Source organism: uncultured Bacteroides sp. (genome assembly GCF_958445495.1).
Taxonomy (GTDB): Bacteria; Bacteroidota; Bacteroidia; order Bacteroidales; family Bacteroidaceae; genus Bacteroides.
The window spans coordinates 62,222-84,698 of the sequence record NZ_CAUCSQ010000016.1 but is presented as its reverse complement, the minus strand read 5'-3'; the positions used below and the strand labels follow the sequence as shown (position 1 = coordinate 84,698).

Below are 22,477 nucleotides of genomic sequence, written 5' to 3'. Positions count from 1 at the left end.
AATTGAATCGTAAAAGGTTTAATTGAAAATAAAATTATCTTTTAAAGAATCGATCAATACGCGCTTTTTGTAGACCAAACTCCAAACAAAGCACATTAAATACCAGAAAGGTCAAAAAAGAAGAGGTATCTACGTTCATAATGTCTCCTTGCACAACCCGCCATAACATTCCGCCGAAAATAAAGAAGAATGTCAAAAAGACGGCATTGCGGACAGCCGCATTACGAATTTGTTCCGTTTCACGGCTTTCATTCTTGCTCAACGCAAAGATTATCATCAGACAGCCTGCCATCATCAGCAACTTTGTACATTCTTTATAAAATAAAAGATTACGATCGGTCACCATTCCTTGCATTACCAGAATAAAAGGGATGAACAGGGCTATTAACAAAATCAAATATCCTACGGGACGACAAAATACGGGTAATAATGCTTTCATGATTGAATGTTTTAACGGGACAAAAGTAAGTAAAAAAAATATTTTATTTACTTTTGCGGAGTAAAAAAGCAAAAGAACCATGAGTAAACAAGAGGTTATTCTTTGTGAAAGTCTGGAAACTAGTCTCGGCCGTGCCATTGAGCAATGTCCGCACGATAAATTATTCATCCTCACAGACGAGCATACCCAATATCTTTGCCTGCCTTCCCTGAAAGAAGTCACCGCACTGAAAGATGCTATTGAAATCCGTATCGGAGCCGAAGATGTGCATAAGACACTGGATACGCTAGCTTCTGTCTGGATGGCATTAAGCACCCAAGGGGCTACACGGCATTCTTTGCTTGTCAACCTCGGCGGGGGGATGGTTACTGATTTGGGAGGTTTTGCCGCCGCTACATTTAAACGTGGCATTGCGTATATCAACATACCGACAACTTTACTGGCAATGGTAGACGCTGCCGTGGGAGGTAAAACTGGTATCAATTTCAACGGGTTGAAAAACGAAATCGGCGCTTTCGCCCCGGCAAACAGCGTACTGATTGAAACTGAATTTTTGCGTACGCTGGATGAACATAATTTCTTCTCCGGATACGCCGAAATGTTGAAGCACGGATTAATCAGCGATAGTGAGCATTGGGCTGATTTATTAAATTTCAATACATCCGCCATTGATTATAACGCCCTAAAACTACTTGTGGGACGGTCTGTACAAGTAAAGGAGAATATTGTAGAACAGGACCCGTTCGAACATGGAATCCGCAAGGCTTTAAACTTAGGGCATACGGTCGGACATGCATTCGAGAGCATGGCACTGGCTGAAAATCATCCTGTTCTCCACGGATATGCAGTAGCTTGGGGGATTGTTTGCGAATTATATTTGTCGCATCTCAAAGCGGGATTTCCGAAAGAAAAAATGCGTCAAACAATCCAATTTATCAAGGAGAATTACGGTGTATTCACGTTCGACTGTAAAAAATATGAACAACTGTATGCGTTCATGACTCATGATAAAAAGAATACTTCTGGTACTATCAACTTCACTTTGTTGAAAGATATCGGAAATATCTGCATTAATCAGACTGCCGATAAGGATACTATCTTCGAAATGTTGGATTTCTACCGAGAATGCATGGGAATCTAATTTCCTATATATAAACGAATTGAGGAACTGATGTTGGGGACAGTTCCTCATTTTTTATTTATAGTCTGTAAGTTCTTAAAGTAATTTCATCCAATAAACTTGAAGTTATTATTTTTTTCTGGCAAGGCAGAGTAAGGGTATTTTCAACTCTCCTATTTTTGAAATATAAGTAACAGTAAGGGGCTATCCGACTTTGGACAGCCCCACTAATTCCCACCATCTTTCCTCATATACAGATGATTGTCAAACAATCCTTCCCTTTCTTTTTCAATCCGGATGCCTTATCCGGTATTGAGATAATGACATCCCCGTATGCTTTCTGAAAAAACGCCCAAGGGACGACTGATTGGCAAAATTTGTCTTGATTGCTATCTCTTGAATGTTTAAACTGGTATTTTTCAACAATGCTTTTATCTCCAATATCATATATTCTACAATCCAGTCTTTAGCGGACCTTCCGCTTGTCTCCTTGATTACCATTGTCAGGTATTTGGAGGTGATACACAATTTATCCGCATAAAAAGCCACCTCCTTATTTTCCCTGAAATGTTTCATGATGAGATTGAAGAACCGATTGGCCAATTCTTCTTTACGGGTATCTTTTCGCGTACTCGTCAATGCCGACTCTTTCTCATAGGCATTGAATAACTCCAAATACAAGTATCTCAATAAATGAATTATTAGTTCCCGCCTATAAGCATCTCTGGACAACACTTTGTCTTTTATCATCCCCAAATAACTGGACAGCCGCATAACATCACGTTCATTCTGCGGATAATAATAGTGGCTCCGCATATAGAAGAAGAAATGTGGAGTAAAACGGGGTGCCCCGCTTAGCGCATCGCTAAACATTGAAGAGGATAAGACCATTGTAACGGTCAAAAAATCTTCACTGGGGTCGCTGAATGAAACGAATTGCCCAGGCAATAAAATAATTAGCTCTTTAGGTTGTACCCAATGTACGTCATCATATACACTGATTTTAGCTGTTCCTCTCAAACTATACACAATCAGAGCCGATTGAATATTAGAAGGATAAGAATCCAAAGGAAGGTACTTCAGATTTTGATAGAACTTAAAATCATCACCTAAGACATGTATCTCTAATGTTTCCTTATTCTCGTTGTCTTGCATTTATACCTCTCGCTTAAAGACTTTCCACAAATGTATAATATCAGAATTTACCATTTGTTAAAAAAGGAAATAAAGTATTATACAAGGGAAGTTACACACTAACTATTTGCATTATTTCATAAACAAAATGTTTCCCACTTAGTTTTCATGCACCATCATAATTTAGATTTTATTAGAAACAGGATAATCTTTGATGGCATCCGGGTAAATATTAAGGAATCTGTATAGCAGAAATAATAAAAAACCTGCTATATATAGATTCTGTCCGATATCATTCAAGAAACCTGAAAAGACAACCTGATGAATTTACTAAAACAATACATGAATCTTATAACAGATGCATTAATCACTAAAATGACGCATTTCGAATGCATCGCATATAAAATAAACTTATAACAGAACAAAATTAAAAGAATTATTTGTATTTTCAAAATAAATACTATTTCTACCCTTGTAATCCAAGAAATATCTCTACCTCATACGGTGCCATATTTGAAATTGACTCAAACCATATACAAAAATCGGAAGAATTATTTGCTATTTTAAAATTTATCTGTACCTTTGCAACCGCAATTCGGGATGTAGCTCAGCCCGGTAGAGTACGCGTCTGGGGGGCGTGTGGTCGCAAGTTCGAATCTTGTCATCCCGACCGAGGAGTAGAGATTAACAATCAAGGGTTGTTAATCTCTTTTTTATACCCTATAACCAATGAAAGAAAATCCGAAACATATCCGTATCAGCGAATACAACTATCCACTTCCGGATGAGCGTATTGCAAAATTTCCCTTACCGGTTCGCGACCAGTCTAAATTATTAGTATATCGGCACGGTGAAGTAATTGAAGATATTTTTACCTCCCTGCCCGAATATCTGCCTAAAGGGGGGCTGATGATATTCAATAATACTAAGGTTATCCAAGCGCGCCTGCACTTTCGGAAGGAGACGGGAGCATTGATTGAAGTATTCTGCCTCGAACCAGTCCAGCCCAATGATTATGTATTGAATTTCCAACAAACGGAACATGCTGCATGGCTCTGCATGATTGGTAATCTGAAGAAGTGGAAAGACGGAACGTTAAAACGGGAAATGACAGTTAAAGGGTTTCCCATTACTCTGACTGCGACAAGGGGAGAATGCAAAGGGACTAGCCACCGGGTAAATTTCTCTTGGAATAACCAAGAAGTCACTTTCGCGGATGTCCTTGAAGTATTCGGGGAGTTACCCATCCCTCCTTATCTGAACCGGGCAACGGAAGAGAGTGACAAAGAAACCTATCAGACTGTCTATTCTAAAATAAAAGGCTCCGTGGCTGCTCCTACAGCCGGATTACATTTTACTCCGCGGGTACTGGATGTATTGCAGAAGAAAGGGATTGAGCTTGAAGAATTGACACTCCATGTAGGAGCAGGTACATTCAAACCGGTAAAGAGCGAAGAAATCGAAGGACATGAAATGCATACGGAATACATATCTGTCCATCGGAATACCATCAAGAAATTAATAGAACATGACGGTTGCGCAATCGCAGTAGGTACGACTTCTGTACGTACACTCGAAAGTTTGTATCACATCGGAGTGGTACTGGCCGATAATCCGGATGCCACAGAAGATGAATTACATGTCAAACAGTGGCAGCCTTACGAAAAATACGAGCAGCTTCCCCCGGTAGCAGCATTGCAAAAGATACTGGGATATCTTGACAGAAACGGACTTGAAACGCTTCACACCAGCACACAAATAATCATTGCTCCAGGGTACCAATATAAAATAGTAAAGGCAATGGTTACTAACTTTCACCAACCGCAAAGTACTTTATTGCTTCTGGTTTCCGCTTTTGTAAAAGGAGACTGGCATACGATCTACGATTATGCCCTGAATCATGATTTCCGCTTTTTAAGTTATGGGGATTCATCTTTATTGATACCATAGGACGTAAATTAATTGAGACTATAAACTTATTAAAAGACAGTATATAAAGAATGACGCCAATTGATAACAAGCGAGAAATGCTTCCCATTGTCGATGAACAAGGAAATATAACCGGAGTTGCTAGCCGCGGAGAATGTCATAGCGGTAGCAGATTACTTCATCCGGTAGTTCATCTGCACATATTCAACTCAAAGGGAGAACTGTACCTGCAAAAACGTCCCCAATGGAAAGATATTCAACCGGGGAAATGGGACACAGCCGTAGGTGGACATATCGACTTAGGCGAAAGCGTAGAAACTGCACTCAAACGAGAAGTTCGCGAGGAAGTGGGCATTACAGACTTCAACCCAGAATTTCTTACCAGCTATGTCTTTGAATCCGACCGTGAGAAAGAACTTGTATTCGTTCATAAAACGGTCTATGATGGCGATATTCATCCCAGTGACGAATTAGACGGAGGAAAATTCTGGACTATTGAAGAAATAAAAGAGAGCCTAGGCAAGGATATATTCACCCCTAACTTTGAAGGAGAGTTACAGAAAGTCTCCCTTATTCCTTCTCTATCCAAGTAATAATCTTTTCAGAGAACGGACTTTCTTTGGGAGCGACAAACCCTATCCAATTCCCGTTCTCGTCAACCATAAATTTCTGGAAATTCCATTGGACCGGCGCATCTTCCTTTCCATTCAATTCTTTTTCCGTCAACCACTGATAAAGTGGCGCCATATTTTTTCCCTTGACAGAAATCTTAGCCATCATCGGAAAAGTAACATCATAGTTTAATGAACAAAAAGTAGCTATCTCCTCATTACTTCCCGGTTCTTGTCCCATAAAATCATTTGCAGGAAAACCGATTATAACAAAATCCCTGTCCTTATACTTTTCATATAAATCTTGTAATTTCTTATATTGCGGAGTTAGCCCACACTTGGAAGCGACATTGACAACCAGCACTTTCTTTCCCTTCAGAAATGAAAGAGGAAACTCTTTACCATCAATCGTTTTTACCGTAAAATCATAAAAAGACTTATCCTGTGCCCCCAGAGAAAGTGTACACATCATCGTTACTACTATTAATATAAATGACTTCATACCAAATTTTCATTAAATTCATCTCATATTAAACGTACTTCTCCGAAAAAATGTTTGCTCTAACTACACAAATCAAGAAACATATAACTTATCTATTGATAATTAAAACGACACACATACAGAATCTTTTTATAAAATACCGAACCAAATTTAAATCAACGGTTACTTTTGATAAAATCACATTACTAAATTATTAAAATAAAAAAAGAAATGGCATCATTTATATGATACCATTTTCATCAAAAATTTTATGAAATACGAGTTTAATACACTATCATCAATTATAAAATAACAATTTTCTATCCTTTTTTACTAATATTTTTAACACTGTCCCCCTTATATCCGATATCTTCTTTTATTCCAACAACTTTCCCAATATATGAAATCACCAATTATACACTATACAACAAACAAACATCAAACAATTTTAGATAATATACTAGATTCTTCTAAATATTTTCTATATAAAAACTTAGGTAAATACAAAATAAAAACATATTTAATATTATTGCTTTTTAAACTTTTAACAGTTTATTTTTATTTATAAGAAAATAAAAAATTATATTGCAAAAGTATTTTTGTTTTAACCCTTAAAAAATAGCTTATGAGAAACAGACTTTTACTGTCTTTGTTCTGTATCCTATTTGGGATAGGAACAACCATGGCCCAGCGTTCTGAAATAAGCGGTATTGTCATTTCGGGAGAAGACAATCAACCGATTATCGGAGCTTCTGTGTTAGTGGTAGGTACAACAACTGGTATCACAACAGACGTTAACGGTAAATTTATTTTAAGTAACCTCCCGAATTCAGCTAAGGAACTTCGCATTTCTTTTGTTGGCTTCAAAACAGAAACAGTAAAAATCTCCAAAAGCGGAATCATGAAAATAACTCTTATGCCTGATTCCGAAGTTTTGGAAGAGGTCGTTGTTACAGGAATGACTAAAGTAGACAAACGTTTGTTTACCGGTGCTGCTGATAAGTTAACTGCCGCTGATATCAAATTGGACGGTATGGCGGATATCAGCCGCGGTTTGGAAGGTCGAGCAGCAGGCGTGTCAGTACAAAACGTAACGGGAACCTTTGGTACTGCTCCCAAGATTCGAGTTCGCGGTGCGACCTCCATTTATGGAAATTCCAAACCTTTATGGGTAGTAGATGGTGTAATTATGGATGATGTGGTAGAAATAGGTGCCAACGACCTTTCTTCAGGAGATGCCACAACCCTTATCAGTTCGGCTATTGCCGGATTAAACTCCGATGATATTGAAAGCTTCGAGATCCTAAAAGACGGTTCTGCAACCTCTATTTACGGAGCTCGAGCTATGGCAGGCGTAATCGTAGTCAACACTAAAAAAGGGAAAGCAGGAACCAGCCGTATCAGTTATACCGGTGAGTTCACAACCCGTATGAAGCCTTCCTATCGCACATTCAATATTATGAATTCCCAAGACCAAATGGGTATTTATAAAGAATTGCAAGATAAAGGATGGTTGAATCTTGCCAGTACCTACCGCGCTTCCAGTAGTGGTGTTTACGGAAGAATGTACCATCTTATCAATACTTATGACCCCGTTACCGGGCAGTTTGCCTTACAGAATACGGCTAAAGCCCGCAATGCCTACTTACGACAAGCAGAATACCGCAACACAGACTGGTTTGACCTGCTGTTCAGTAATTCCATGATGATGAATCATTCGGTCAGTATCTCGACCGGTACCGAAAAAGCCTCTACATACGTTTCTTTGAGTGCCATGACAGATCCGGGTTGGATGAAAGGAACGAATGTTCAACGGTATACAGCTAATATGAACAGCACCTTTAACTTAAACAACGATTTGACTTTAACAGTTATCGGTAACGGTTCATACCGTAAGCAAAGAGCCCCCGGTACCATCGGACAAAGCCGTGACGCCGTGACAGGAGAAGTTTCACGTGGTTTCGATATCAATCCCTATTCTTATGCCCTAAACACATCAAGAACCCTAGATCCTGATGAATATTATACTCGTAATTATGCAGACTTCAATATCTTTAATGAATTGGAGAACAATTACATCGACATGAATGTAGTCGATTTGAAATTCCAAGGTGAATTAAAATGGAAACCTGTCCGTGGTTTGGAACTAAGCGCCTTGGGAGCCGCTAAATATTCATCCTCAACGCAAGAACACAAAATTACAGAAAACTCTAACCAAGCTATGGCCTATCGTGCTATGGACGACGCCACTATGCGCGATGCCAATAGCTGGTTATATACTGACCCTGATGTCATCAACTCTCTACCATTCAGCATCTTGCCTGAAGGCGGTTTTTACAATACCACCAATTACCGCATGTTCAGTTGGGACTTTCGTGCTTCAGCTTCCTATAATACGGTATTCAACGATAACCACATCATAAACCTGTATGCAGGTATGGAAGCCAACGCCCAAGACCGTTCCAACAACAAGTTTGATGGTTGGGGCATGATGTATGACAAAGGAGAAATTCCATTCTTCAATTATTATGCCTTCAAAAAGATGCGTGAAGAAAATTCCAATTACTATTCACTCTCTAATACCAAAAAGAGAACATTAGCCTATTTTGCGACTGGTACTTACTCCTATCAGGGACGTTATAGCATCACCGGTACTTACCGTTATGAAGGAACGAACCGTTTAGGAAAAGCCCGAACAGCGCGTTGGTTACCGACATGGAATGTGGGTGGCGCTTGGAATATGCACGAAGAGAAATTTTTCGAGGCCTTGAATCCCGTACTTTCCCACTTCACCTTAAAAACATCCTATAGTCTGACAGCAGATGCCGGTCCAAGTGATGTAACGAACTCCTTTGTCAACATCAACAGTTATACTCCATGGCGCCCTAGCGCCTCAGTATCCGAATCCGGCCTTAAAATTATAGAGCTGGAAAATAGCGACCTGACTTACGAAAAAAAACATGAATGGAATATCGGTGCGGATTTAGGATTTTTCGACAACCGCATCAATATGGAGCTTGCTTATTACAAACGTAATAACTTCGACCTTATCGGTGCAGTCTTAACACAAGGAGTAGGCGGAGAATTAAGACGTAACGCCAACCTAGCTTCCATGAAATCGCACGGTTACGAAGTTTCTTTATCCACACGTAACATCATAAACAAAGATTTCACATGGACCACAGATTTCATCTTTGGCTATAGTACAACCAAAATCACCGATCTAAAGTCACAAACCTATCTTTTCGACCTCGTTACAGGTAACGGGCAACGGGAAGGTTATGAATGGGGAAGCATCTTCTCGATTCCATTCACAGGTCTGGATGAAGACGGTTACCCAATGTTCCAATGGGGAGATAAAGTCATCAATAAGACAAACTACGGTTCTATCAATTTCCAACAAGTCCAAGACTTGGACTTTCTGAAATATGAAGGTCCGAGAGACCCGACCATTACAGGAAGTTTCGGAAACATATTTACCTACAAAAATTTCAGGCTGAACGTCTTCATCACCTATTCGGCCGGTAACAAAGTACGTCTCGACCCGCAGTTTTCAAGTACTTACAATGATTTGGACGCAACCCCAAAAGACTTTAAAAACCGTTGGATGATTCCCGGAGACGAACAAATAACCAGCGTTCCGGTTATTCCCAGTGCACGTGACAATAACAAATACAGTAATCTAAAATACGGTTACAATGCCTACAACTATTCCAGTGCACGTATTGCAGACGGCGGTTTCATTCGTATGAAAGAAATTTCCTTAGGCTATGAATTCCCCAAAAACATGCTGGGTAGTCAAAAGCTATTAAAGAGCCTATCATTGAAAGTACAAGCTACCAACCTATTCCTTATCTATTCCGATTCCAAACTGAACGGACAAGATCCGGAATTTGCCAATGCAGGCGGTGTAGCCTCCCCTGTACCCAAACAATTTACATTTACCATTAGAGCCGGTTTCTAAAAAACGAAAGGATTATGAAAACAAAAAAGATATTATTACAACTCAGTACAACAGCAATTATAGCTTGTTCCCTGATATCATGTAACGATTTTCTCGATACCATGCCTGATAAGCGTACCGAAATTGATACCCCCGAAAAAGTACGTGATATTCTGGTAGCGGCCTACCCCGACCAGAATCCAATGCTCCTATTCGAATACATGTCTGACGACTATACGGATAATGGAGATACCTATGGAAGTCCCTCCAATATCGTAATAGAATCTTATTATTGGGAAGACCCTGTAGAATCAGACCAAGATTCCCCCGCTGGTATCTGGACTACCAACTATAAAGCCATAGCCACTGCCAACCAAGCGTTAGAATCAATCAAAGCTATGGGGACCCCCGAAGAATGCCTCCCCTACAAAGGAGAAGCGTTGTTATGCCGTGCCTATGCGCATTTCGTGTTGGCAAACACATTTTGCATGGCTTACAATCCACAAACAGCCTCTACCAACCTAGGAATCCCTTATGTAACTGAAACGGAAAAGACCGTAGGGATGGTTTATGAACGAGGAACCTTACAAGACGTGTATGAAAAGATTAATGCAGACATAGAGGCTGCTCTACCGCTCATTAAAGGTATTACCCACGACATTCCCCTTTATCATTTCAATGAAAAGGCAGCTTACGCCTTTGCTGCCCGCTTCAATCTATTTTATGGTAAAGATTACAACAAAGTAATAGACTACGCCACTCAAGCCATCGGTGAAAATCCGACATCTGTATTACGTGACTTAAACGGTTACAATAAGTACACCAACAGCGATGAGTGGACCTACGGCTACATTGACGAAGAAGAACCAGCCAATTTGTTGCTGATAGCCAATTCTTCCCTATACGGACGTTCGAGAGGCGCAAGATACGGTATTACAGAATCTACTTTGTATGACCATTCCGTATGGTCCACCTTCCCCGGAGGAAAGCAATTAACAGTTTACACCACAGTATTCCACTACGATTATGTCAGCTATTTTGTCCCTAAGATGAATGAAATATTCGAAATCACCAATCAAGTAGCACAAACAGGATACCCCCATGTTGTGTTACCAGCTTTCACTACAGACGAAACCTTACTGTGCCGTGCCGAAGCCCATGTTCTAAAAAAAGAATACGAAGCAGCAGCCACAGACCTCTCTTACTGGTATATGAAAAAAGGGACCGTAGCCAATACAGCAAAAGAAATCATGGAATTCTATAAAAACAATGACAATCTGGAAGAACTGAATACAGGCCTTACTTATGAGCCGGAACAAGTTCTGATGCTTTCTGCAGTACTACACGCTCGCCGTGTAGAAGGAATCCATGAAGGAATACGCTGGCTGGATATCAAACGTTACGGAATCTCTTATGAACATGTTGTACATAACAGTTCGCCTATCGTACTCAAAGCAAATGACCTCCGTAAGGCTATACAAATTCCAAGCGAAGTGTTAGCAGCTCCGGGAGGAATGACACCAAATCCCCGATAAACCGAAATAAACGAATGATAATTATGAAAAAGAATACCCTATTTTTATACATTCTCTTCTTTATAACTACCCTTTGTTCATGCAGTGAAGAAGAGTTAAACAGTACCAGCATCTTCGATGATGTAGTGGAATACGAAAAAAATGAATTGGACCTTTGGTTAGACCAAAACTATCTCTATACTTACAACGTAGATTTCAAATACCGCATGGAAGATATCGAATCCAGTTTGAATAACAACCTGGTACCCATCGAGTACAATATGGCCGTAAAAATGGCCCGTGCCGTGAAATACCTGTGGTTCGAAGCGTATGATGAAGCGGGAGGTATCAACTTCACGCGACAATTTGCTCCTAAAATCATCCATGTGATAGGTTCCTGGCAATGGAATACAAACGGAACCTATACATTAGGATACGCCGAAGGTGGCCTCAAAGTAACATTGGTAGGAGGCAACTGGTTAAATCCTAATGACATAGCCGACATGAACGAACGTTATTTCAAGACCATGCACCATGAATTCGCTCACATCCTGCATCAGACCAAAAACTATCCTACAGAGTACAACGAACTAAGTGAAGGACACTATTCGCCTTCAGGCTGGAATAACCGCTCCAATATGTCCGATTATGCCCCTTACGGATTCGTCACGGCCTATGGCAGCAGTGAACCGGGTGAAGACATTGCCGAAGTAACCGCTTGTTATTTAACATGGACTGATGACCAATGGGATACCCTACAAGCCGGAGCCGGTGAAGAAGGGTGGGCCATCATACAGCGGAAAATAGAAATCATGAAAAAATATATGACAGACAGTTACAACATTGACATGGATTATCTACGTGAGATAATAGACAGACGAGGAGTCGAAATTCAAGCAATGGATTTGACAGAACTGCCATAAAGAAATAGATTGATAAATACAAAAAAGAATGAAGACTATGAAACGTACTCTATTTTATATCGTGTGCATCATGGCGGGAATTCTGCAATCGTGCACCAATGAAGTTGACGACCTTTTCGACAAATCCGCACAAGAAAGAATGAACGAAGAGCTCCAGACATGTAAGTCTCTTTTATTAAGTGCCGAATACGGATGGCTACTTGAATATTATCCATCATCCAAGCAATCCTACGGCGGATATGTTATGACCGTGAAATTCGATGAACAGCAAGTGACGGCCGCTTCCGAAATCACCAACGATCCTTCCAAAACGGTCAGCAGTTATTATTCATTGAAATCAGACATGGGACCCACACTGAATTTCGATACCTATAATGAAATACTCCATTATTTTGCCGACCCTGACAAATCGGAAGGAGCCGGTCTAGGCAAAGGCTATGAAGGAGACTATGAATTCATCATCATGAGCCATACGGATAATGAAATCGTGTTGAAAGGTAAAAAGACCAAAAACACCATGCACATGTTCAAGTTAAAAGAACCCAGTGAAGAGTACTTAACTAAAGTGATGAATATGACCCAAAGCATAACAAGCGTATTGGGAATAGACAGCTATAACGGCGTTTTAAACGGACTATCGATGAACTTCTCATTTCCGGAAAACCGAAAAATCGAAATAGAGGTCGGTACGGAAGAAAGCCATACATTAGCATACACATATACAGACAACGGCATACGGTTATATGAATCCGTAGAAATAGGCGGATTAGAAGTAAACGAATTAGAATGGTCCGACGAACAACAAACATTCATTGCCGCAAACCAAGTCCTCTCGCCGATACTCGACCCCAATTACGAACGTTACATCGCATTCTACGGTAACTATACCATGAAATACAACAATGGCAGTAAAGATGTAGAAGTACCTATTACGTTAAGCCTCGGAACTTATAACGCTTCTCAGAAAAGTTATACGGTAGAAGGGCTCAGCTTCCCTTTACCTTTATACTATAACCCAACGAAAGACTGCTTGGAAATCCTCACCTTAAATGCCGGCGAATATTATGTCGCCGTATGGGAAGTAACGGGAAAAGGAAACTTGACATGGGGAATCGGTCCCGGTCTGCTGGGAATTGAAAGGAATGACGAAGAAACAATGGAGCAATATTACAGTTTCGAAGACAATGGTGTATGGAAGACTTACATAGCCCGTGCCATTATATTATGGAGTGCAGAAGGAGAATACAAAGGATTTGGTGGTGATACCAGATACATTGACATCAAACTCTACAAAAATGACCAATAACCGATAAAAACAGACTGATATGAAAAAAATATATTCCATATTGACCTTATTGATATTCAGTGCAGTCCTTGTCGGATGTTCGGAGGACAACGAGAATACAACAGAACCGTCATTGAAAGTGATAAACGCCAATCTTGACTTTGACGTCAATGGCGGTACAGGAATCATTGAATTCTTTTCCGTCCAACCCGTCACAGCTACATCGTCGGCAGAATGGTGCACCGTAGAAGTCAGTGGCAACAAAGTAAACGTAACCGTTGCAATCAATCCCAGAATAGAGAGCCGTTCGGCAATGATTACAATCAGGAGTGGTAATGAAGAAACGGAAATACCCGTTTACCAATCCGGTGACATTTTAGATACCACATTGGTAGAAGAAAACATCACATTCGATTTGGAAGGCGGCGAGACGACCTATCGCCTGAAATCAAACTGGGATATCGAATTGTCTGGATTCGAAGACTGGATTACATACACTCTGGAAGAAGATATGCTGACTTTACGAGTAGACCCTCTTCCTGACGGAAAAAAATACCGTTCATGTTCCTTCCGGCTAGTAACGGGCATACACGACTTGACCTATACTGTAACGCAAATGGATAGAAACATCGCCGGAGAATGGAACTGTTATATTAACGGCGGAAAAACGGCTTACGGAACTTGTGTGATAGAAAGTACGGAAACAGCAAACCGTTACAAAGTCACACCGACCGGCAGTGCCTATGACGGTCCGTATTATATTACAGTCAAAAGCACTAACGTCATAATAAACTTCAATCAGATATTAGGTCCCTATGCTAGTAATCCGAATGAGAATGTAGTACTCTGCGCTTATGACGCTACGGGAACCCTGACTTGGGACACATCGGTAGAATATGCAGCTCCTATCGCATTCAGTGAAGACGGAAATAAAATCATACTGAAATTTGGAGACAATGGTACATGGAGCGGTTACCACGTAGACGGTTTCTATTACAGCATCACTTCAAACGGTGCACCGTCAGGTAACGGCATCGCCGCCATAGTAGACCTCGTATGGGAAAGCAAATAAGTTACAACTTGTAACTGATACCATACCAAAGAGCCGTATCAACTTTAAACTGTATTGTCCCCAAAATTTTATCCGACTCCCGGAAACAGTACAAAATAAAGTTCAATATGGCTCTTTTTCATAACCGGTAAAAGAAGGAGAATAGACAAACAACGAAGAAATCTATCCATACTGCAGATAAGATAAAAAACGGACGACAACTTACCAAAATTAAAAATTTAGCAATAAAAGAATTACTTTCACGTTATGGATTTTGAGGAACCAGTCAAACATGCCACAGCCGCTTCATACCCCAACAAACAAGAATATACGGCACAACACAGAGGATATATATATATTCTAATTCAGGCCACATAACCTTTCTTTCAACGACTTGGAACTTCTCAAGCGGAAAGAAATACAACACTATTCCACGTGTTATATAGACAAAGATTCTTCTATTAATTCAGGTATTATAAAATAAATGGCATAGTCAGTCATCCATCTCGATAAACGGGGCTTCCACAAACAGTATTCAGGTAGCACGATACAAATCACCGACGTTTCCATTCTCCCAGTTTCGCACTGCCCATCTCAGAAGCCTTTTACAAATCAGAACATGAAAAGGACGGACGAAAAAGAAATATACTCTGCCCAACGAATTGTGATACTTGATAAAAGTAGTCATCCGAATGGATTGGCGTTGGGTGCAAGCATCAGGCGTATCACATTGCAACAATACATAAAATGTCAGATGCTTGTCCGATTTGCCGAAAACAACCTCCTTCTCGCTCTTTTCTTTTATCAACCCTGCAAACCCTCCTCCCCCTTGAAACCCAAATGGCTTTACCAACCAATTACGTAGCCGGAACAGATATAGAATTGGCTTGGGATAACAGATGAACATCAACCGGAACAAATCTCCGGCAGTCATCCTGCGAGCGTTCTGGAGGGTCTCCATATAAGTGTCGGTATAATCGACATAGCCTGTTTCCATAATGTTATTCCTTATAAAGCCTGCACTTTATGCGTTTCGGCATTGCTCTCTATTTCAATTTTCATTTTACAATCTTGATTTCCCTGCAAGATAGAATTACAAAGTGTTACACAAAATACCCTGTCTTTCCATAACGACTGTAAGACATACAGAATGCTTTGCCTGGAGCATTCACAAAGTAAAGGTGTAAATACATACCCCTTCCGGCATAACTCACAAGTACACTCCATAAAATACAAATGGTAAGTAAAGCCTTTTTTAACAATTTCACATCTTACTCCCGGCAGTTCATTTGTTTTCAAAAAAAAATTATCCAAATCACCTTGCGTACTTTCATATAACTCTTTACAAATTTGCAAAGTTCCGTATTTCACACAATTCTTACCACATTCCCCAAAGAAAACTTCTCTCTGTTCGGGTGATAGCTGGGCGATTCCTTTCTCAAATCCTTTGAACCAATCCGACAATTCCATACTATAAAAAAATGATAGCATCAAAAGATGCTATCCGGTAAATTCCATACTTTTAAAATCAGTGAAGAGCAAATCCACCCTTTCCACAGGCATTCACTCTTCATTTTCTATTCTATGAATATCCCTAAAGAAAAATAGGAAAAAGAGGCTGAGCTCAAAATCATGTTAAAGTGTACCCCAAAAGTCGGACATAAAACTTTTGAAGCACACTTCATTTTGAGATACAACCTCCCACATATTTCTTTTCCCGAATATCTCGGCACAAAGACTAAACAAGAAGATTTACCCTGAAAAGGCTCAATCGGCCATAGGCCCTATAGACCCTCCCATTTTCAAAAATCCTATTTCAAACCTCCTTTTTAATCCACCAAAAACTGTTACTTTCCTGCCAACTCATGAATCACGGTCATAATCTTCTGGCCGATTTCTTCGGCGGCTTCCATTGTAGCAGCTTCACTATACACACGGATAATCGGTTCTGTATTACTTTTACGCAAATGTACCCATTTGTCCGCAAAGTCAATCTTTACACCATCAATATCATTGATTTCCTCATCCTTATAGATTTCCTTCACCTTAGCAAGGATAGCATCCACATCCGTATCGGGCGTCAAGTCCACACGGTTCTTTGCCATGAAATAAGAAGGATAAGCGGCGCGCAATTCGCTCACTTTTTTCCCCTCATGAGCCAAATGACTAAGGAATAGAGCGATACCAACCAAAGCGTCACGTCCGTAATGGCTGGCGGGATAAATCACTCCCCCGTTTCCTTCACCGCCAATAACGGCATCAGTAGCTTTCATCTTTGTCACGACATTCACCTCACCTACGGCAGACGCATTGTATTCCATACCGTACTTGCGGGTCACGTCACGCAAGGCACGGGTAGAACTCAAATTGGAAACAGTATTACCCGGAGTATGTTTCAATACGTAGTCCGCAACAGTCACCAACGTATATTCTTCACCGTACATCACACCGTTCTCACAAATCATAGCCAAACGGTCCACATCTGGGTCCACAACAAATGCCACATCAGCCTTTCCACCCTTCATCAGGTTCATGATATCCCCCAAGTTCTTTTCTAGCGGTTCCGGGTTATGCTGGAAGTTACCGGTAGGCTCACAATAAAGCTTCTCCACGTGCTTTACACCCAGGCGCTCAAGCAACTGCGGAAGGATGATGCCACCTACGGAATTCACGCAGTCAATAGCGACACGAAAGTCTGCTTTCCTGATAGCCTCCACATCCACCAAATCAAGTGCCAATACACTGTCGATATGTTTTTGATTATACGATAAGTCTTTACGATAAGAACCTAAGTGGTCAACGTCCGCATAGTCAAACTCCTCCGCCTCAGCGATACGGAGTACCTCATTGCCTTCCGCCGCATTCAGGAATTCGCCATGTTCATTCAATAATTTCAATGCATTCCATTGTTTCGGATTATGAGAAGCCGTCAGGATGATTCCCCCGCTGGCACCTTCCATCGTCACAGCCAATTCCGTAGTCGGGGTAGAAGCCAAATCAATGTCCACAACATCCCAGCCCATTCCCATCAATGTGCCGACCACTACGTTTTTTACCATTTCACCTGAGATGCGGGCATCACGTCCCACAACAATCTTATTGCTTTTAACTTTGCAAGTCTTGCGAATTAAAGTAGCATAAGCCGAAGTGAATTTCACAATGTCAAGCGGGTTCAGTCCTTCGCCCGCTCCTCCGCCGATAGTTCCGCGGATTCCAGAGATAGATTTGATTAGAGTCATAGGTTTTTAACTAAAAGATTTTTATTTATGTTGGTGCATAGTCTTCTGTTCCGCCACTGGCGGTTCTTTCTCAGCTTTTCGCTTTACTGAACTTCCAGATATCATAGTAGAAAGGCGTGACATACTGCTGTGCGGATGAATGTCCCATCTTGGAAGGTATAATCAAACGGACATGAGCATTGTTATACAGATAAGGCAAAGCCAGAAGCCAGCCCTGCGGCACGGCAGTACTTTGATAATAGTTGGCCCAGTAATAATCCATCTCAATAAACGTCCCGGCAGAATAAGAAGAAGACTCGTTAACCACATAACGGAACACTCCCGGATTGGTATATAATTGGCTTGCGTCCATATATCCGTCCAAAGCGACGTTGAAACAGGTAAGCTCGCGCGTTGCAACATCCTTTTCCAGATAACGCACGCATATAATATTACCGTCCTTGAATTTATTGTCTTCACTCTCACTGTCCCCGGCATCCACCACTTGCATATATACCCCGTCGGCAGAGAAAGCGACATATTCGTCATATTGCGCCCCATCCTTACCTTTCACCGCGGTTTTATAACCGTTCTTCTCGAACTGCTGCTCTGAAATGACATGAATCGCACTATCCTTGATAAACTTTTCCACCGCATTCTTCTCATCCTCCAGCATTTCCGCATAAGTCTTCGAATCGTCACATGCCTGAAAGAAGCTCCCGGCCGCCAATACGGAAAGAAATAAAAATATAAGTTTCTTCATTATCTGTTATTAGCTATATTACGCACAAATGTATCTCAAAATCATTAAAAGTTGAAAAGAGCACGTTGAAAGTTCGTATCTTTTAACCTTTCCATATTCACTTTTAACCTTCCGTTTTCAGCTTTTTGAAGTTAATAAAGGTTTATACTTCGCAAGCGCCTTCTCAAAGACAGCTTTCGCCTCCTCCATCGTTCCGAAAAACTCGCCGCCCGAAGCGTTAAGATGCCCGCCTCCGTTAAAGAATTCCGCCGCCAACCGGTTACAGGGGAACGAGCCCACCGAACGAAGGGAAATCTTAATCATCGGTTTCTCGGTATCCTCACGCAAAAAGCAGGAGAAACATACATTCTTGATGGAAAGAGGAATATTCACAAACCCCTCGCTATCCCCTTTTATATAATTGAACCTGCTTTGCTCCGCTTTCGTCAAAGTTATCAGTGCGGAATTACAATCCGGATAGACCTTCATGTTCGATAACACATGTCCCATCAGGCGCAAACGGCTCTCCGAATACGTATTATACACCTTCCGGTAAATATCGTCCTTGTCAATCCCCTTGGAAAGAAGCTCGCTGATAATGAAATAGATCTCCCGGTTGTTGGAGTTATAAGTAAACCCGCCCGTATCCGTCATCATTCCCGTATAGATACATGCCGCCCCTTCTTTGGAAATATCGCCAAAATACCCCATTCGGCAAATCAGCCGGAATATCAATTCAGAGGTAGACGAGATTTTCGGATAAGACATCGTAATCCTACAGAAATCTTCCGGATAAAGGTGGTGGTCAATCATTATCTTGCGTGCGGGAGAAGCCGCCACCGCTCCTGCCATATCGTCAATACGCTTTAATGCATTGAAATCCAGACAGCAGATTACGTCAGCCTCGGCAATCAACTTATCTGCAAACTCCCTGTAACGATCATACAAAAGAATATCCTTACTTCCCGGCATCCACCGCAGGAAGTCGGGAAATGCGTTAGGTACAATAACATTTACCGTTTTTTCTTGCGAGTCCAAGAAATGATACAATCCCAGTGAAGAACCGATAGCGTCACCGTCGGGAGATACATGGGATACGATTACTATCTTGTCGGCCCTTTCAAACCATTTGGTAAAATGGTCGATTTTCGCCTGTTCGATTACTTTCGTCAACATACTATCATCTTATTTTATCAGGGTGCAAATGTACGATAAATCTTTGTACTTAGAGCAAAAACCGGACAGAACCTTCTTCGGATAAAGAGATAAAACGTAAACCGGCCTGCCTGCACTCATCTTTAAAAAGCAGTTTCCGGTATTCCGGAAGAGAAGCATCCAAAACAACACATGAAGGAGTAAAAAGTCGGGTGAGTTCTTCCAGATGACCACTGTACCCCTTACATAGATAAAGATAGTCTATGCCCAACGGAACACCGACAGATTGATTCCGCCACCGGTTATCGGTAACCATGCAAATCCGGCATCCGTAAAAAGAGAGGACTTGCTGACGGCAACAACTCCCGGCATTCCGAGTACCGGCAGCTACTTCCACTGGAGGAAGAAGTCGGGAACGACGCCAGAAACCGGCGGCCACACGCTGTAAACGCCTCTTGTCCGGAAAAGAATCTCCATAACTAATCCATGACTGCCGGTCAGCGCTTATGCAATGAACCGCCGGACACCCCCGGACATTGTAAAAAACAAGGCTATTCCGAGGGCGATCCGTCCAAGATGCAGTAGCATGATACGCCCCCAGCAGAACGAGTGAGAACAGACAAAGCCGGAGACTTCCCGACCGATGGTCCGTCCAATAACGGAAAAACAAAAAAAGCGAGACATAGATTCCGAGCACTTCCACCCCGTAAAGCCAGATTCCGTCAATCGAAGCATAAGGTAACCGTTCCACCCACCGGACAAAAACATTCAACCCGTCCAAAAGACATTTAACCCCTTCGGTAACCCAAACCTGCGCCCAAGGCAAAAAAGTGAGAAACAACATCAAGACAGCGGCATACAAAATAATAGTCACCAAAGGAATCACGACAAGATTAGCTAACAGAAAATAAACGGGAAAACGGGAAAAGTAAAACATAACGAGAGGAGCAGTCCCCAACTGTGCCGCAACCGACACGCTCATCAGCCCCCAAACATACTTCCCTACCCAGCCCTTTACCGGGAGCATCCGATAAAGAGGTCTGTGGATAAGCAAAACAGAAGCAACGGCAAAAAAAGACAACTGATAGCCGATATCAAACAACCACGCCGGACTAACCAGCAGCATCATCCACGCAGCAATAGCTAACGTATTCAATGACAAAGTCTGCCGACCGAAAACATCTGCCGCCGCCAACACAGAAAGCATAGTGACAGAACGGACCACGGAAGGAGAAAACCCAGTAAAAAAGGCAAAGCCCCATAATAGTACAAAGAGAAACACGGCATTCACCTTTCTGCCGATACCCCTCCTGCCGGTAACAGACTTGAAAAGAAAGAAAAACAAAGCGTACAAAAGCCCAGTATGCAATCCAGACAATGCCAGCACATGGCTCGTCCCCGCCACTGAATAACTCTCATAAACAGATTCGCTCAAATCCGTCCTGTCCCCTATAGTCAGTGCGGAAAGTACAGCCAGCCTATCCCCTTCGAATCCCAGTTTCCGATAAAAAGCGATTAATTTCTCACGGTATTTCCCCGCCATACTCCTTAAAGCGGTACACTCAAAAGCAGGAAACGGGACATCCCCGCCCAACCTCATCCACTTTCCAGACGAGACATACCCCGTACCACTGATTCCCCGATACATCAGAAAACGGGCATAATCGAACTCATCCCAGTTTTTCCCGTTCACCGGCGAAGAAATACGGACTGATGTCAACAACTCGTCTCCACTCCCTACTTTTTCTGCCGCTGAATCCCGTTGCAGATAAAGAATCGCCCCGCACCCCGCCGGATGAAAGTTTCCCGTACTGTCGCGCCACTCTTTTATCCGGACCTGACAAAATAAAGTACGTTCTCCCGCTTTAGGCGTGTCCGTTATCTTCACCCGATACACAACCTCTTCTTCCGGAAAAACATAAACAACCCCCTGAAGCTGCCGGGTTATCCCCAGCCATCCTCCTGCAAAGAAAAGGACACACGTCGCAACGCCGAAACACCAACGCAGAGAATAACGCTTCAGAAAATAAAATGAAAAGAAAAAAATGGCAATAAACACGCCCCACCCCTCTATCCCCCGAAAAAAATCCGACAGACAACCGAAAAATTCCCATGAACAACCGAAGAAACGGCTGCCGCAGAGAACACCCGCCACCCACGGGACAAGCAGACGTATATAAGGATACCGATGAATATGAAAATCACTCAACGTACCGATAACCGGACGTTCCATACTCATAACCGAACTGGCAAGAGACACCGCCGCAACAGGCGGTTTCCATTACAAATCACGCAACCGACGAATCATCATTTCCGGTTCCGGTGCTCCGAAAACTGCATTACCCGCCACCAGCACATCAGCCCCGGCCTCCACCAAGCGCGCACCGGTTTCCAGATTCACGCCGCCATCTACTTCAATCAGTGCCTTCGACCCCGTCCGTTCGATCAACTCACGCAACTCACGCACCTTCTCCACCGAATGCCCGATAAATTTCTGTCCTCCGAATCCGGGGTTCACACTCATGATAAGCACCATATACACTTCTCGGACAATATCCTGTAAAAAAGCCACGGGAGTCGCCGGATTAATCGTCACGGCGGGCTGCATGCCCGCTTCCCTGATTTGCTGTACCACCCGGTGCAAATGTGGGCAAGTCTCATAATGCACATTCATCGTATGTGCTCCCAAAGCCTTCACCTCCGGAATGAATTTCTCCGGATTGACAATCATCAGATGTACATCCAGCGGCTTCTCGCTCAACTTCGCAACATACTTCAACACCGGAAAACCGAACGATATGTTAGGCACAAAAACCCCGTCCATAATATCAATATGTATCCACCCCGCCTCACTGCGGTTCAGCATTTCAATGTCTTTCGCCAGACAGCCGAAATCGGCAGAAAGAATGGAAGGAGCTATAATCGGTTTCAT

General features: G+C 42.0%; 18 protein-coding genes and 1 tRNA gene. 9 read left to right on the top strand and 10 right to left on the bottom strand.

The window, feature by feature from the left end; all coding sequences use genetic code 11:
- Positions 1–34: 34 nt before the first annotated feature.
- Positions 35–439, bottom strand: coding sequence for a hypothetical protein (locus tag Q5076_RS07680; protein ID WP_303012177.1), 405 nt, complete (start codon positions 437–439; stop codon positions 35–37).
- A 79-nt stretch (positions 440–518) separates the two neighbouring features.
- On the opposite strand from Q5076_RS07680, the gene aroB reads away from it, so the two are divergent.
- Positions 519–1,580 (top strand): 3-dehydroquinate synthase, encoded by a 1,062-nt coding sequence (gene aroB / locus Q5076_RS07675; RefSeq protein WP_303012176.1) that lies wholly within the window; start codon positions 519–521, stop codon positions 1,578–1,580.
- A gap of 267 nt (positions 1,581–1,847) precedes the next feature.
- Here the strand turns inward: aroB and Q5076_RS07670 are convergent, their stop codons facing one another.
- Positions 1,848–2,714 (bottom strand): helix-turn-helix domain-containing protein, encoded by an 867-nt coding sequence (locus Q5076_RS07670; protein ID WP_303012174.1) that lies wholly within the window; start codon positions 2,712–2,714, stop codon positions 1,848–1,850.
- A 575-nt stretch (positions 2,715–3,289) separates the two neighbouring features.
- Between Q5076_RS07670 and Q5076_RS07665 the strand changes: the two genes are divergently transcribed.
- From Q5076_RS07665 to Q5076_RS07655, 3 genes are all read left to right on the top strand, one after another.
- Positions 3,290–3,363 (top strand) — tRNA-Pro (locus tag Q5076_RS07665).
- A 59-nt stretch (positions 3,364–3,422) separates the two neighbouring features.
- Entirely contained in the window at positions 3,423–4,643 is a 1,221-nt protein-coding gene (locus Q5076_RS07660) for an S-adenosylmethionine:tRNA ribosyltransferase-isomerase (RefSeq protein WP_303012173.1), read from the top strand.
- Positions 4,644–4,693: 50 nt separating this feature from the next.
- On the top strand, positions 4,694–5,215 hold the full coding sequence (locus Q5076_RS07655; RefSeq protein WP_303012172.1) for an NUDIX domain-containing protein: 522 nt from the start codon (positions 4,694–4,696) through the stop codon (positions 5,213–5,215).
- Here the strand turns inward: Q5076_RS07655 and Q5076_RS07650 are convergent.
- Positions 5,193–5,735, bottom strand: a complete 543-nt coding sequence (locus Q5076_RS07650; protein WP_303012169.1) for a glutathione peroxidase — start codon at positions 5,733–5,735, stop codon at positions 5,193–5,195. The genes Q5076_RS07655 and Q5076_RS07650 overlap by 23 nt on opposite strands.
- A 604-nt stretch (positions 5,736–6,339) precedes the next feature.
- Here Q5076_RS07650 and Q5076_RS07645 point away from each other — a divergent pair.
- From Q5076_RS07645 to Q5076_RS07625, 5 genes are read left to right on the top strand one after another with little or no spacing between them, the layout of a single operon-like run.
- Positions 6,340–9,678 carry a SusC/RagA family TonB-linked outer membrane protein gene (locus Q5076_RS07645; protein WP_303012168.1) on the top strand — a complete coding sequence of 1,113 codons (3,339 nt, stop codon included), beginning with the start codon at positions 6,340–6,342 and terminating at the stop codon, positions 9,676–9,678.
- Between the two features lie 14 nt (positions 9,679–9,692).
- Complete coding sequence (locus tag Q5076_RS07640) at positions 9,693–11,192, top strand: RagB/SusD family nutrient uptake outer membrane protein (protein ID WP_303012167.1); 1,500 nt, start codon at positions 9,693–9,695, stop codon at positions 11,190–11,192.
- A 23-nt stretch (positions 11,193–11,215) separates the two neighbouring features.
- Entirely contained in the window at positions 11,216–12,094 is an 879-nt protein-coding gene (locus tag Q5076_RS07635) for a putative zinc-binding metallopeptidase (protein WP_303012166.1), read from the top strand.
- Positions 12,095–12,131: 37 nt separating this feature from the next.
- Positions 12,132–13,400 (top strand): DUF4302 domain-containing protein, encoded by a 1,269-nt coding sequence (locus Q5076_RS07630; protein WP_303012165.1) that lies wholly within the window; start codon positions 12,132–12,134, stop codon positions 13,398–13,400.
- A 19-nt stretch (positions 13,401–13,419) separates the two neighbouring features.
- Positions 13,420–14,451 carry a BACON domain-containing carbohydrate-binding protein gene (locus Q5076_RS07625; RefSeq protein ID WP_303012164.1) on the top strand — a complete coding sequence of 344 codons (1,032 nt, stop codon included), beginning with the start codon at positions 13,420–13,422 and terminating at the stop codon, positions 14,449–14,451.
- 514 nt (positions 14,452–14,965) lie between these two features.
- On the opposite strand, the gene Q5076_RS07620 is transcribed toward Q5076_RS07625, so the two are convergent.
- From Q5076_RS07620 to rpe, 7 genes are all read right to left on the bottom strand, one after another.
- A complete protein-coding gene (locus Q5076_RS07620) occupies positions 14,966–15,427 on the bottom strand; it encodes a DUF2867 domain-containing protein (protein WP_303012162.1) in 462 nt (153 codons plus the stop codon).
- A gap of 11 nt (positions 15,428–15,438) precedes the next feature.
- A complete protein-coding gene (locus tag Q5076_RS07615; protein ID WP_303012161.1) occupies positions 15,439–15,900 on the bottom strand; it encodes a hypothetical protein in 462 nt (153 codons plus the stop codon).
- A 377-nt stretch (positions 15,901–16,277) separates the two neighbouring features.
- Positions 16,278–17,669, bottom strand: coding sequence for a phosphoglucosamine mutase (gene glmM, locus Q5076_RS07610; RefSeq protein WP_303012160.1), 1,392 nt, complete (start codon positions 17,667–17,669; stop codon positions 16,278–16,280).
- Between the two features lie 70 nt (positions 17,670–17,739).
- Positions 17,740–18,411 (bottom strand): DUF4827 domain-containing protein, encoded by a 672-nt coding sequence (locus Q5076_RS07605; RefSeq protein ID WP_303012158.1) that lies wholly within the window; start codon positions 18,409–18,411, stop codon positions 17,740–17,742.
- A 117-nt stretch (positions 18,412–18,528) separates the two neighbouring features.
- Positions 18,529–19,566, bottom strand: a complete 1,038-nt coding sequence (locus Q5076_RS07600) for a bifunctional oligoribonuclease/PAP phosphatase NrnA (RefSeq protein ID WP_303012157.1) — start codon at positions 19,564–19,566, stop codon at positions 18,529–18,531.
- A 49-nt stretch (positions 19,567–19,615) separates the two neighbouring features.
- Positions 19,616–21,754 (bottom strand): ComEC/Rec2 family competence protein, encoded by a 2,139-nt coding sequence (locus Q5076_RS07595; RefSeq protein ID WP_303012191.1) that lies wholly within the window; start codon positions 21,752–21,754, stop codon positions 19,616–19,618.
- A 72-nt stretch (positions 21,755–21,826) separates the two neighbouring features.
- Positions 21,827–22,477 (bottom strand): ribulose-phosphate 3-epimerase, encoded by a 651-nt coding sequence (gene rpe, locus Q5076_RS07590; RefSeq protein WP_303012155.1) that lies wholly within the window; start codon positions 22,475–22,477, stop codon positions 21,827–21,829.